At 71.6% G+C, this 13,171-nt stretch carries 8 protein-coding genes, 1 tRNA gene and 1 pseudogene; 4 read left to right on the top strand and 6 right to left on the bottom strand.

What is annotated here, in order from left to right; translation table 11 throughout:
• Positions 1-101: 101 nt before the first annotated feature.
• Positions 102-395, top strand: a complete 294-nt coding sequence (locus ABZ318_RS09100) for a hypothetical protein (RefSeq protein WP_356901820.1) — start codon at positions 102-104, stop codon at positions 393-395.
• Positions 396-474: 79 nt separating this feature from the next.
• On the opposite strand, the gene ABZ318_RS09095 is transcribed toward ABZ318_RS09100, so the two are convergent.
• From ABZ318_RS09095 to ABZ318_RS09075, 5 genes are all read right to left on the bottom strand, one after another.
• A tRNA-Arg gene (locus tag ABZ318_RS09095) sits at positions 475-547 on the bottom strand.
• A gap of 379 nt (positions 548-926) precedes the next feature.
• Entirely contained in the window at positions 927-4,187 is a 3,261-nt protein-coding gene (locus ABZ318_RS09090) for a type I restriction endonuclease subunit R (RefSeq protein WP_356901819.1), read from the bottom strand.
• Positions 4,184-5,236: a restriction endonuclease subunit S gene (locus tag ABZ318_RS09085; RefSeq protein ID WP_356901818.1), complete on the bottom strand. Its 1,053-nt coding sequence runs from the start codon at positions 5,234-5,236 to the stop codon at positions 4,184-4,186. The genes ABZ318_RS09090 and ABZ318_RS09085 overlap by 4 nt, the downstream gene beginning before the upstream one ends.
• Positions 5,229-6,854: a class I SAM-dependent DNA methyltransferase gene (locus tag ABZ318_RS09080; RefSeq protein ID WP_356901817.1), complete on the bottom strand. Its 1,626-nt coding sequence runs from the start codon at positions 6,852-6,854 to the stop codon at positions 5,229-5,231. Before ABZ318_RS09080 ends, ABZ318_RS09085 begins: the two co-directional genes overlap by 8 nt.
• 17 nt (positions 6,855-6,871) lie before the next feature.
• Positions 6,872-9,007, bottom strand: a complete 2,136-nt coding sequence (locus ABZ318_RS09075) for a hypothetical protein (RefSeq protein ID WP_356901816.1) — start codon at positions 9,005-9,007, stop codon at positions 6,872-6,874.
• Between the two features lie 354 nt (positions 9,008-9,361).
• On the opposite strand from ABZ318_RS09075, the gene ABZ318_RS09070 reads away from it, so the two are divergent.
• Positions 9,362-11,794: an AAA family ATPase gene (locus ABZ318_RS09070; protein ID WP_356901815.1), complete on the top strand. Its 2,433-nt coding sequence runs from the start codon at positions 9,362-9,364 to the stop codon at positions 11,792-11,794.
• Positions 11,791-12,177 carry a hypothetical protein gene (locus tag ABZ318_RS09065; protein WP_356901814.1) on the top strand — a complete coding sequence of 129 codons (387 nt, stop codon included), beginning with the start codon at positions 11,791-11,793 and terminating at the stop codon, positions 12,175-12,177. Before ABZ318_RS09070 ends, ABZ318_RS09065 begins: the two co-directional genes overlap by 4 nt.
• A gap of 88 nt (positions 12,178-12,265) precedes the next feature.
• On the opposite strand, the gene ABZ318_RS09060 is transcribed toward ABZ318_RS09065, so the two are convergent.
• Entirely contained in the window at positions 12,266-12,892 is a 627-nt protein-coding gene (locus tag ABZ318_RS09060) for a ScbR family autoregulator-binding transcription factor (protein ID WP_356901813.1), read from the bottom strand.
• Between the two features lie 97 nt (positions 12,893-12,989).
• Between ABZ318_RS09060 and ABZ318_RS09055 the strand changes: the two are divergent.
• Positions 12,990-13,154 (top strand): annotated as a pseudogene (locus ABZ318_RS09055) (sigma-70 region 4 domain-containing protein); the annotation flags it as partial.
• Positions 13,155-13,171 lie beyond the last annotated feature (17 nt).

Raw genomic sequence — 13,171 nt, 5'->3', positions numbered from 1 at the left:
CGCCCCCTCCCGCGTCGCTCTTTGAAACCAACCGGTCACTTACCGCTAGGATCCACGGACGCTGCCGCGACCGCGCGGCGGACCGAGACAGGGGCATCCGAATGGCCATCATCGTCACCTTCGACCTGCCCGGCGCCGGGCAGGACCTCTACGACACGGTCATCGAACGGGTGACCGAGGGGCGGGGCTTCACGAAGTTCGCGGACGTGGGGAACCCGGGCCTCATCTCCCACGCGGCGGGACCGGTCGAGGGAGGGTTCCGCGTGACCGAGGTCTGGGAGAGCGCGGAGGCCCTCGAAACCCACGCGAAGACCTTCGGCCCGATCCTGGCCGACCTCGGCCACGCCGACCTGCAGCCCACGATCATCCCGGCGCACAACGTCGTCGTCCGATAGGAACGCTCCGGCCCCCTCCCGCGAGCACCCTCACGGCAAAGGGGCGGGTACTGATCCCAGTACCCGCCCCTTCTTCCTGTGCCCCCGGCAGGATTCGAACCTGCGACACCCGCTTTAGGAGAGCGGTGCTCTATCCCCTGAGCTACGAAGGCGGGGCCTGCCGGGGACCCTGCCGGAAACCCCAGTGGGGATGCCGGGCGGGGTGGAGCAAGCGCCCTGGTCAGGCTTGCGTCGGGGCGGTGCCGGGTGGGGTCCCGAGGGACGTTTTCCCGGGCAGGCGCCCTGAAGGCCGACTGACCGCTGACAGCCTAGCGGATGGGGGTTACTGAGGTCGCCCCCATTGCCGCCTGCCCGGCGGACGAGCCCCGGGGCACGGATGCCCCGGGGCGTGGGCGGTGGTCGGAACGGGGGGCGTACGCCTTCCAGCCGCCGCCGATCCTGGTGCGGGTCGCGATGCGAAGCAGCGGGCGACGAGCCTGGCCGACGGGATGGGGGCGTGGTCACCCGTCGGGAGGAACCCGGGCCGGTTTCTCAGTCGTCCTCGTCGCCCTTCGTGGACCACTCGTTGGCGAAGTACTCCATCTGCTTCAGGACCAGCTCGATGGCCTCGGGTGCCTGGTCCGGCGGGTAGTTGCGGCGGGCCAGGAGTCGTTTGATGGAGCTGCGGAGGCGGGCGCGGACCGGGGGGCGGGAGAGCCAGTCCGGGGCGAGCTTGCTGCGGACCTCCGTGACCAGTTCGCGGGCGATGGCGGCCAGTACGTCGTCTCCCATGACCGCCAGGGCCGTGCCGTGGTCGGCGACCGCGTCGTAGAAGGCGAGCTCGCGCCAGTCCAGCGGCGGCTCGAACTTCTCGCCGCGGCGGACGTCCTCCATGACCGACTTGGCCAGTTCCACGAGGCCGGCGATGTACTCCGCTCCCGTGCACTGCTGCCGCATGTACCGGACCATGAGGTCCTGCAGCCGCTCGGAGAAGGTCGTCCGGCGGACCACGTTGTGCCGGGTGACCTCGCGCATCTTCCGCTCGACGAGCTGCCGCAGGGCCTCCGCCGCCAGGTGCGGGGTCTCGCTGTTCTGCAGTTTCGCGACGAGCGCGTCGTTGAGGTGCGTCAGGTCGACGGTCCCCAGGCCGGCCTCGGCGAGCAGGTCGGTCACCCCGCTGGTCTCGACGACCGAGGAGGTGAGCTGCGCCAGGTACAGCTCGACGTCGCGGGCGACGGGGAGGCCGCGGGCCTCGCGGTTCATCGCGTCGATCTTCGCCATGTAGGCGCGGACCTCGACGAAGAACTGGATGTCCCGGCGCCAGGCCGGGTGGTCCGGGAAGCGTTCGCAGATGGCGGTGGAGCTGCCGCAGAGTGCGTGGAAGCGCTCCAGCCGGTGGGAGTGCTCGCGGTAGCGCCGGCCGAGCGTCTGCCGGGGGTCGTCGAGCTTCTCCGGGTTGTTGCCGGGGGTGGCGGGGTCCAGGAGGTGGCTCGCGGCCCGCCTCGCGGCGTCGATGAACGCCGTCTTGGAGGGCGTGTCCAGCCGGGCCCGCCAGTCGAAGCCCCGCAGGATGTCGTTCAGGACGTCGTACTCGTTGCGCAGCTCGTCCAGCGCCCGGTCGAGGTCCTGGCCGAGCGTGCGGTCCCGCCGGTCGGCGTCCGTGTACTCGGCGATCGCCCGCTGGAGGTTCTCGGTGAGCGGCGCGTACCCGACGAGGAGGCCGTCCTCCTTGCCCCGGAAGCGGCGGTTGACGCGGGCCAGGGCCTGCATCAGGCCGGCACCCTTGAGGGGCCGGTCCAGGTACATGGTGTGGACGGGCGGTGCGTCGAAGCCGGTCAGCAGCATGTTGTTGACGATGAGGAGCTGGAGCTCGTCCTCCGGGTCCTTGGCCCGGTTGATGACGGCCTTGCGGCGGCTGTCGCTCAGGGCGTGGGCGAGGAGCGCGTCCTTGTCCTTGCGCGTGTTCGACGAGAACACGATCTTCATGACGCCCTTGTCGAACTCGTCGCTGTGCCACTCTTCCCGCAGCTCGCGCAGGGCTTCGTACACGCTGACGCAGATCTCGCGGGTGGCGCACACGATCATCGCCTTGCCGGGCGCGCCGCCCGTCCCGGAGACGCCGACGAACGGCTGCATCGCCGCACGCCGCGTCTCCCAGTGCCGTACGAGGTCGGCGGCGAGCTCCCGGATGCGGGCGGGCGCGCCGTACATCGCGTTCATCGTGGCGACGGCCTGCTCGACACGGGTGCGCTCGACGTCGTCGAGGCCGTCGGTGATCCGGTCGGCCTCCTCGTCGATGGCCGTCGGGTCGACGTCCCGGTCCATGACGAGCTGGATGACCCGGCTCTCGTGGAAGACCTTGACCGTCGCCCCGTCGTCGGCGGCCCGCTTCAGGTCGTAGACGTCGATGTAGTCGCCGAACACCTCGCGGGTGTTGCGGTCGGCCTCGGAGATCGGCGTGCCGGTGAAGGCCAGGAGGGTGGCGTGCGGGAGCGCGTCGCGCAGGTGGCGGGCGTAGCCGTCGAGGTTGTCGTAGTGGCTGCGGTGCGCCTCGTCGACGATGACGACGATGTTCCGGCGGTCGGAGAGGAGCGGGTGGTCCGCGCCGGACTCCTTCTCCTCCTTGGTGCGTCCGAACTTCTGCAGCGTCGTGAAGAGGATGCCGCCCACCCGCTTGGCCGCGAGCTCCTCGCGGAGCTCGGCCCGGGTGAGGACCTGCTTCGGCGCCTCCGGGAGGATCTCGCTCTCCAGGAACGTCGAGTACAGCTGGTCGTCGAGGTCGGTGCGGTCCGTGATGACGACGACGGTCGGGTTCAACAGCGCCGGGTCCTTCATCACCATGGTGGTGGTGAGGACCATCTCCTCGGACTTGCCCGAACCCTGCGTGTGCCAGACGACGCCGGCCTTCCCGTTGCTCGCGGCGGCCACCCGTACGGCCTCGGCGGCGCGGGTGACGGCGTGGTACTGGTGCGGCTTGGCGATGCGCTTCATCCGCTTCGACGGGACGAAGTTGACGAAGGACCTGACGAGGGCGAGGAACCGGTCCCTGGTGAACAGCCCGTGCAGGGCCAGGTTCTGGCCCGAGTCCCCTATGTCCTCGGCGGCGAGCGGGTCGACGCGCTCGCCGAGTTCGTCCGTGTTCCACGGCGCGAAGTGCTCGTACGGCGTGAACGGCGTGCCGTACTTGGCGGTGATGCCGTCCGAGACGAGGACGACCGCGTTGTGCCGGAAGGCGGTCGGGAACTCCGCGACGTAGCGGGTGACCTGGGTGTGCGCGTCCCGGAGGGTGGCGTCCTCGTCGCCGGCGCGCTTCAGCTCCAGGACGGCGAGCGGCAGTCCGTTGACGTACAGCACGACGTCGAAGCGGCGCCGCTTCTCGCCGTCGACGACGGTGACCTGCCTGAGGGCGCGGTACACGTTCCCGTCCGGGTCGTCGAGGTCGACGAGCCGGATGGTGGGGTTGTGCTCGGCCCCGAAGGCGTCGGTGTACGTGACGGACCGGATGCCGGCGGTCAGGTGGCCGTGAGCGGTGCGGTTCTCCTCGTACGCGTCCTGGGAGGACGGGGTCGACGCGATGCCGACGGCGTCCCGGACGGCGTCCGGGGGAAGGTCCGGGTTGAGCCGCTCGACCGCGTCGCGGAGGTCCGGGTACAGGATCAGGTCGTCCCAGGACTTCCGGTGGCCGGAGCCGGGCGCGAACTCGTTGCCGGGGGCGGGCTGCCAGGCGAGCGCGGCGAGCTCTTCGAGGGCGAGGGACTCCCAGTCGGATTCGTGGGGGCGGTGGTTCCGGTTCTCGTCACCGGGGAGCGTCACGCGTTGTCCTCGACAATCTTCTCGGCGTCCTTGATCCGGAGGCGGCCGGACATGAGCTGGGGGAGGAGGGTGTCGCGGAGGGTCGCGAGGACGGCGCTCTCCGCGAAGCGGCTCCGGCGCAACGAGAAGAGGTCGTTCACCTTCGAGGTGAACTCCCGCATCGCGTTCTCCGCGGGAACGCTCAGCCCGAGGGAGTGGGCACGGTCGCGGTTGAGCCCGGGCACGGCCGAGTCGGCGTTCATGTGCTCGAGGCCCAGGCTCCTGAGCGCGAAGTACATGTACTCCAGGGACACCCGGTCGGTCCGGCGGGCGACGTAGAAGGTGGTGTCGATGGGGAAGAAGTCCGCGTCGGACCAGTACACGGAACCGACCGTCCCCTTGCGGCCGACGATGATTCCGGGGCCCCGCACCAGCGCCTCCGCGTGGTACCCGCCGACGCCCCCGCTGCCGAACACGGGAACGTCGCCCGGAGTGCGCACATGGGCGGCCAGGGCCTTTCCGTACCGGAGTTCCACCACGTCGCCGAGGGTGAACCTCTCCTGCGCGGAGGCGGACAGCAGTCGGAACTCCTCCGTGCCCAGGTCGAGCGCCCGTGCCGCGATGGACTCGTTGTTGGAGATCTTCTCGTCGAGCGCCCCGAGCAGGGCGGAGATCGCCCGCTGCTCCGCCAGAGGGGGCCATTGAACGGGAACAGGGTGGACGTGGTTCCGGTTCAACGTCGGGTTCGACGAGCCGACGTCCATGGAAAGGAAGTCCAGGGTCCCCAGGAAGTAGTAGACGAACCGGGGATCGTTTCCCTTGAAGTCCTTGACCCAGAGCGTGGTGTCGTGCGGCCAGTAGTCGCCTTCGAGGTAGTAGACCTTCCCCAGGGTCCCCTTGCGTCCCATGACCACGCCGGGACCCTTGACCATGGCGGTGTCGTGGTAGCTGCCGATCCCACCGGACGACACCACGGGAACGTCGCCCGGAGCCTGCTGGGCCTTCGTGATGTCGAAGCCGCGCTGCAGCGTCATGACGTCGCCCACGGTCGTACGCGACCACTCAGACATCGGTCACCTTCCCCAGCTGCTCGCGCACCGTCTTCTCCAGCTCCGCCGACCTGGCGAACAGACCGAGCAGCTCGTCCGTCAGGGCGGCGATCCGTGCGGCCACCACTTCCGCGTCTTCTTCCTCCGCCTCGACGGCACCCACGTACCGCCCCGGCGTCAGGACGTACCCGTGCTCTCGGACCGTCTCCAGACCGGCCGAGCAGCAGAAGCCCGGCACGTCCTCGTAGGTCAGGCCCTCCGCCTTCGCCGATTCCGTACCGCGCCACGCGTGGTACACGCCCGCGATCTTCGCGAGGTCCGTCTTCGTGAGGACGCGCTCCGTGCGGTCGACCATCGTGCCCATCTCGCGGGCGTCGATGAACAGGATCTCCCCGCGCCGGTCCGCCAGGCCCTTCGCCCCCTGCGGCGACTTGTCCTTGGCCAGGAACCACAGGCACGCCGGGATCTGCGTCGTACGGAACAGCTGCGCCGGCAGCGCGACCATGCACGCCACCAGGTCCGCCTCCACCATCGACTGGCGGATCTCGCCCTCGCCGCTCGACCGGGAGCTCATCGAGCCGTTCGCCAGGACGATGCCGGCCGTCCCCCGCTCGCCCAGCTTCGAGACCATGTGCTGGAGCCACGCGTAGTTCGCGTTGTTCCTCGGGGGGACCCCGTACTTCCACCGGGGGTCGCCCTCGTCCCTCGCCCAGTCCTTGATGTTGAACGGCGGGTTGGCCATCACGAAGTCGGCCTTGAGGTCCGGGTGCTTGTCGTCAGCGAAGGTGTCGCCCCAGCGCCCGGCCAGGTTGCCGTCGATGCCGTGGATCGCGAGGTTCATCTTCGCGAGGCGCCAGGTGCGCTCGTTGAGCTCCTGGCCGTAGACGGCGATGTCCGCCTTGTGGCCGCGGCCCCGGTGCGCCTCGATGAACTTGCTCGCCTGGACGAACATGCCGCCCGAGCCGCACGCCGGGTCGTACACCCGGCCGTGGTACGGCTCCAGGATCTCCACGAGCAGCCGGACCACCGACTGCGGGGTGTAGAACTCGCCGCCCCGCTTGCCCTCCGCGCGCGCGAAGTTGCCGAGGAAGTACTCGTACACCTCACCCAGCACGTCCTGCGCCGGCTTGTCCTCCGTGCCGCCGAAGCGCGCGTCGCTGATGAGGTCGACGAGTTCCGCCAGACGCTTCTGGTCGACGTTGTCGCGGTTGAAGATCTTCGGGAGGACGCCGGTCAGGGCCGCGTTCTCGCGCATGACCGCGTCCATCGCGTCGTCGAGGAGCTTGCCCACGCCCTGGCTCTTCGCGTTGGCCGCGATCCAGGACCAGCGGGCCGTCTCCGGCACCCAGAAGACGTGGGCGCCGGTGTACTCGTCGCGGTCCTCCAGGAAGTCGCCGATCTGCTCCTCGGAGATGCCGTCCTCGGCGAGCTCCTTCGCCAGTTCGCCGCGGCGCTCCTCGAAGGCGTCGGAGACGTACTTCAGGAAGATCAGGCCGAGGACGAACTCCTTGTACTGCGCGGCGTCGATGGAGCCGCGCAGCTTGTCGGCGGCCTTCCAGAGGATGGCCTGGATCTCCTTGGGCGTGGAGGCGCTGAACAGCTCCTCCTGCTCGGTGGGCTTCTTCTTGCGCGGTGGCATGGAGTGCGTCGTCTCCTTCAGCTGGCGGTTTCGGGGAGGTACGGGATCGTCAGGGTGCCGTCGGCCATGCCGGCGGCGGTGATGCGGGCCAGGTCGTCGAGCGCCTCGGACTGCTGCCGCAGCAGCTCCGTCCGGCGTCCGATCTCGGCGAGCACGGCCTCGTACCGCTCCAGCTCCTCGCGCCCGAGGTCGGGGACGCTCAGGTCCTCGATGCCGCGTGGGGCGCGTACGGCTCCGCTGGTGCGGCCGTGGTCGCAGGCGGCGGCCCGCAGCAGTGCCGCCAGGACCCGGGGCCGGACCGGCGGGTCCGCGTCGGGGTGGACGCGCAGGACGCGGGCGGGGGCGACGACCACCGACAGGCCCTCGGCGTCGACGTGGACGCCGAAGCGCGGGCTGGTGGTGACGACGAGGTCGCCCGGCTCGGTGAACTGGACGTGCTCGTACGCCGTGAGGACCAGGCCCCGGTCGATGCGGCGGCTGCCGAACCGCGCGGTGCCGAGGATCTCCTCCGGTCCGATCACCGTGTAGTGGCCGTCGGGCGAGAGGTGCTCGGGGGCGATGCGGTGGCCGGGGCGGCGGCGCAGCCGGCGGTCCTTGAGGAGGCGGCGGACGGTCGTGCGGCGGACCTGCTGGTCCTCGGGGCGGAGTACGGCCCCGGTCTTCACGGGGCCGTCGGCCCGGCGCGCCGCCCGCTCGTCGAGTTCGGCGAGGTGCCGCTCCACGTCGGCGATGCGGGCGGGGCGTTCCACGACGGCCCGTGTGTGCCGGGCCTCGGGGGAGCGGTGCTGGGGGGTGAAGGGGGAGCCCGGCCGGTCGTCGAGGTCCTTCGCGGGGACGACGGCCGCGTGGCGGGGCTCGTGGCGGCGGTCCCCGCGCCATTCCGAGGCCCGCCAGATGGCGATGTCCTCGGCGAGCACGTCGAGGACCGGCTCGGTGAGCGGCTGGGCGGAGTAGTCGGCGAGGAGGACACGGCCCGCGCGCTCGTCCTCGGGCGTGCGGGCGAGGATCCAGACGGCGGTGCGGTAGCCGGGGCGGTAGGCGAAGGCGCCGTCGGGCAGGCTGATCGCCGCCTTGAGGAGGCCCTCGTCGAGGAAGGAGCGGCGCAGCCGGTCCGCGTCGCCGTGCCGGGGCAGGGGCTGGACCAGCGCGTCGGCCGGGCCGAGGACGACCGCCGTCGAGCCGTCGCCGAGGTAGTCGGCGAGGTCCTGGATCCGTTCCAGGACCTGGCGTGCGCTGCGGGTCTCGCCCGCCTCGTACGGGAGGGCGCAGACCAGTGCGTGGGGGTCGCCCCAGTCGTCCGTGGGCAGCCCCTCGCCCTCGGTGACGTCGAGGGAGAACTCGAACACGCCCCGGACGAGCATCCGGCGCCGGACGAGACGGGCGAGTGCCGGGTCGGGCTCGGCCGCGAGGTAGGTGTGGCCGGAGTCCTCGGGCGCCGCCGTGTGCAGGGCGGCGAGCAGGTCGCCGCTGCGGGCGTACGGGGTGGCGAGGACGGACTCGTCGGGCAGGGTGCCGATGCCGGCCAGGGCGGCGAGGGCGCGGGCCACCGCCGGGGTGGGTTCGTCGGCGGCCAGGTCGTGGGAGCCGAGTCGGCGGCGGGCCTCCAGGACCCAGTCGAAGGCTTCGGCGGGGGTGTAGGCGGCCTCGGTCAGCTCGTCGGCGAGCGCGGCCAGGGCCGGGCCCAGGCGGTCCGGGTCGGGGACGGCACGCAGCTCGGAGAGGAGGAAGGCGTCCTCCGCGTCGAGGTCGCCGGCCCGGGCGAGGAGCTCACCCCAGGCGTGCGCCCCGACGGGTGCGTCGTACTGCTGGCGCAGGCAGATCAGGGCCGTCAGCGCGCCCACCAGAACGGGGGCGGGGAGGCCGGAGGACCGCCAGGCGGAGAGGGTGTGCAGGGCCGCCTCGACCCGCAGGCGGCGGGGCTCGGCGTTGCCGCGGCCGGTCCGGGCCAGCCACTCCACGACCTCCCGGGCGTCGAAGAGCGGGCTGCCGCCCTCACGGGTCACCGGTTCGGGGAAGTCCGGGTGCCGGCGGGCCCAGGTGGTGGGGACGGGCCGCTTCACCTGGGCGAGGGCGGCGATCTCGGCGTAACCGATGCGTGAGGACAGCGGGCCGGGTACGAGGGGGGAGCCGGCGGTCGGCATCGGGTTGCTCATCGGTCTCCTCTCCCATGGGTCGTCGCGGGCGTCCGCAGATCTCCGGTCGGCGTCGACAGCGGGTGGAAGAAGCCTACAACCGATCATGAAAAGATCGGTTGTTCGCTTGATAACCCCCCTTATCGGAGCTTCCTCTCTGACGAAATCCCGCGGATCGTCCCGCGTGGAGGCATGGCTGACCCACGGCGTGAGGTCGGCGACAAGCTCAACTCCAAAGCCGCAAGAGAAAATTGATAACCCTGGTTACCAGTGAACCGCAGAGGGTCCGTCTCGCTTTCTCCCTAACGTTCCGTCCTGTCAGCAGGCGGTGCACGACACCGCCTCGTCCCCGCCACACCGTGCAGGAGGCCCTTCGTGACCGAGACGGAACAGCACCGGCAGACCGCGCTTCCCCTCGCCGAGACGGTGGCGGCCCGCCTGGCCGGGTCGGCTCTCCCCGAGACCGTCAAGGCCCTCGTCCGCGACGCGCTCGGCAGCGACGCCGCCGACGCCGGCACCGCCACCACGTCGTCCGCCGCCGCCGGGCGCGTCTACCTCGACTCCCTCGCCGTCAACGGCTTCCGCGGCATCGGCCCCCGTGCCCGGCTGGGCCTCAGCCCCCGCCCGGGCGTCAACCTCGTCGTGGGCCGCAACGGCTCCGGCAAGTCCAGCCTCGCCGACGCCATCGAGGTCGGCTTCACCGGTACCCGGGCCCGTCGGCCGGGCCAGGACGCCACGCGAGGCGGGCACTGGGCCAACCTCCACGACGCCGAAAGCCCCAGGATCGAGCTCAAGCTCGCGATCGAGGGCGACACCGGCAACAGCACCCTCGTCCGCACCTGGACGAGCGCGGAGTTCGGCGGCTCCGAGGCCACCTTCAGGCGCCCGGGCCACGGAACCGTGCCCCTGGCCGACACCGGCTGGGACACGGCCCTCGCCGACCACCGGCCGTTCCTCTCGTACACCGACCTCGACCTCATGCTCACCGGCAAGCCGTCCGAGCGGTACGACGCGATCGCCACCATCCTCGGCATGGAACCGCTCTCCACCGCGACGGGCAGGCTGAGTGCGCGGGAGAAGGAACTCGCCACCGCCGCGAAGGAGGCGAGGGACGCCCTGCCCGGCCTGAAGGAGGCCCTCTACGCGCTGGAGGACGACGACCGTGCCGTGCAGGCCCTGCTCGCCGTGGACACCCCGGGCACCCCGGACCTCGACACCGTCGACGCGCTCGTCGCCGGTCTCCCCCCGGCCGACGACGGCCGGCTCGCCGAGCTCCGCGTCGAGGCCGGGGCGCACGGCCCCGACCTGGCGGAGGTCGGAGAGGCCGTCCAGCGGCTGCGGATCGCCCTCGCCGACGTGGAGGACCTGCACGGCACCGACGCCGAGAACGCCCGACTGCGCGCCGACCTGCTGGAGAAGGCCATGGCCCACGCCGACCGGCATCCCGACGACGACGTCTGCCCGGCGTGCGGAACGGAACGGGTCCTCGGGCGGGAGTGGCACGACCGTGCCGCCCGGCAGGTCGCGGAGCTGCGCCGCGAGGCGAAGACCGCCGAGGACGCGCGTGCCGCCGTGCGGACGGGCGCGCGGAAGCTCCAGGACCTCATCGAGACCCCCGCGCGGATCCCCACGGCGCTGGCCGGCCCGTGGAGGGCGTGGACCGACTGCCGGCAGATCGCCGACCCCGTCGAGCTCGCCAGGAGCGCCGAGGAGGCCGCCACGGTCCTCGCCGACGCCTGCGACACCGTCAGGAGGCACGCGGTCCGCGAGCTGGAGGAGCGCGACGAGCGGTGGCGCGCGCTCGTCGTCCGGCTTGCCGCCTGGGCGGACGAGGCGCGTGCGGCCGAACGGGACAAGCCGCTGCTGAGCAGCCTCCGCAAGGCCGTGAAGTGGCTCAGGGACCTCTCCGCCGAGCTGAGGGAGCAGCGCATGGAGCGCTTCACCGACGCCACGCAGGCCATCTGGGAGCGCCTGCGGCAGGAGAGCAACGTCGACCTCACGGCCGTGAGCCTGAAGGGCGGCGAGAGGGCGAGCGTCCGCAAGCTCGTCATGGCGGCCTCCGTCGACGGCCGGGACGCCCCGGCGCTCGACGTCATGAGCCAGGGAGAGCTGCACTCCCTCGCGCTCTCCCTCTTCCTGCCGAGGGCCACGACGGCGGACAGCCCGTTCGGCTTCCTCGTCATCGACGACCCCGTGCAGTCCATGGACCCGACCAAGGTGCACGGACTCGCCCAGGTGCTGCACGAGTTGGGCAGGCACCGGCAGATCGTCGTCTTCACGCACGATCCCCGTCTGCAGAAGGCGTTCACCGACCAGGAGCTGCCGGTCACGGTCTTCCGGGTGACGCGGGGCGAGGGGTCCCGGGTGAGGGTCGACCGCGTCGACGACCCGGTCGCCCAGGCCGTCGCCGACGCCCGGGCCATCGCCTCCACCCCGGGGCTCGCCCCCGAGACGTACAGCCACGTGCTGCCCGGCCTGTGCCGCATCGCCCTGGAGAACGCCTTCCTGGAGGCCGCGTGGGTCCGCCACCACCGCACCGGCGGATCGGAACGCGACCTCCAGGACGCGATCGACGGCGCGGAGCGGTTCCGGGAGGTCGCTGCCTTCGCCCTCTTCGGCGACGTGAGGCGCGGGAACGACGTCGAGTTCGAGGTGCGCCGTCGTCACGGAGACCAGGCGTGGTCCCTCATCCGGAAGTGCCAGCGGGGAGCCCATCCCGGCGGCACCTCGATCCGTGACCCCCACCGCTTCGTCACGGACGTCGAGAACCTGACGAAGAAGATCCGCAGGCCGGAGGCGACCGCATGACCACCCACCACCCCGCTTCCGTCGAGGGCCTGCTGCTGACCGCCGACCACCTGCTCCACGGCGAACTCGCCGGCGTCACCACCGCCGGCCGGCACCGCGGCGCCTGCCTCGCGCTGCGGACCGCGCTGGAACTCTGCGTCGACCGGGCGCTGGAAGCCGCGGGGCCCGGCCGGTCCCGCACCACGGGGCGCGCCAAGCTGCTCCTCCTGCACTCCGTCGCGCCGGCGGAGACGGCCCGACGGGCGAAGGCCCTCTGGTCCCAGCTGAGTCTGGGATGCCACTACCACCTGTACGAGCTCGGTCCCGCGTACGACCAGGTACGGGCCTGGCGGGCCGAAGCTGGCGACCTCGCCCGGGAGCTGACCCCTCGGTCAGGTGGCTGACTGATCGTCACCGCTCGGGAGGCGCCGGCGCAGCGGCCGTCGTCCCGGCCGGCGGCGGGGTGGCGTCAGGCCCGGCGGCGGGGTGGCGTCAGACGGGGAGGCCGCCCTTGCCCGGGCGGGTGCGGAGCAGCTCGCGGACCTCGGGGGTCGCGACGGCCGGCAGCATGAAGCGCCACAGCAGGGAGATGCGCTGCGGAAGGTCCTTCCGCTCGCTCGCGATGTTCGAGTAGAGCTGGGTCCCGGTGTAGGCGCCCACGAGGGTCATGGCGAAGTCGGCCTCGTCGACGTCCGGCAGGAGCTCGCCCAGCTCGCGTGCCACGCGCAGGTGCTTCAGGAAGTGGTCCACCCACTCCTGGTAGGCCGTGTCGCTCCGGACGCCGAACTCGCCCTGCTCGACCGCGAGTCGCACGCTCGCCCGGAACAGTACGTTCCGCTGGAGCTCGCGGGCCAGGTGGAAGGTGAGGTCGATCAGCGCCTGGAGGCCCGTCGAGCGCTCGGGGGGCTCCACGAAGTCCTGCTGGCTCGCCATGACGGCCATGGCGAGGCCGTGCTTCGACTTGAAGTGGAAGTACATGCCGCCCTGGGTCACCCCGGCCCGGCTCATGATCTTGCTGATGCTGGCTCCGCTGAAGCCGCACTCGTCGAACACCTCGGCGGCCGCGTGGAGGATGGTGTCCCGCGTCCTCACCGCCCGTTCCTGCTTCGGCTCATCCATGGAAGCCCGGGTTTCCCTCGACAAAAAAACGAACGCCCTCATTTTACAGGCAGGTAGCCGGCTCGGGCATCGAGGACCGGCGGCTCGCCCGCGCGGCCTCGCCGACGTCGAGGGGCTGCCGTACGAGGAGATCGCCTCGCTCGTCGGAGTCCCCTGCGGCACCGTCAACTCCCGTCTGCACCGCGGCCGCAGGCGGCTGCGGTCGCTCCTGGACGGACGGTTCAACTGCCGGGCGGACGCCCGTTCCGCCGCCGGGTCCTGAAGCCCACCCCCCACCCC

The organism is Streptomyces sp. NPDC006197, from assembly GCF_040613865.1.
Lineage (GTDB): Bacteria > Actinomycetota > Actinomycetes > Streptomycetales > Streptomycetaceae > Streptomyces.
This window is presented reverse-complemented; position numbering and strand designations above follow the sequence as displayed.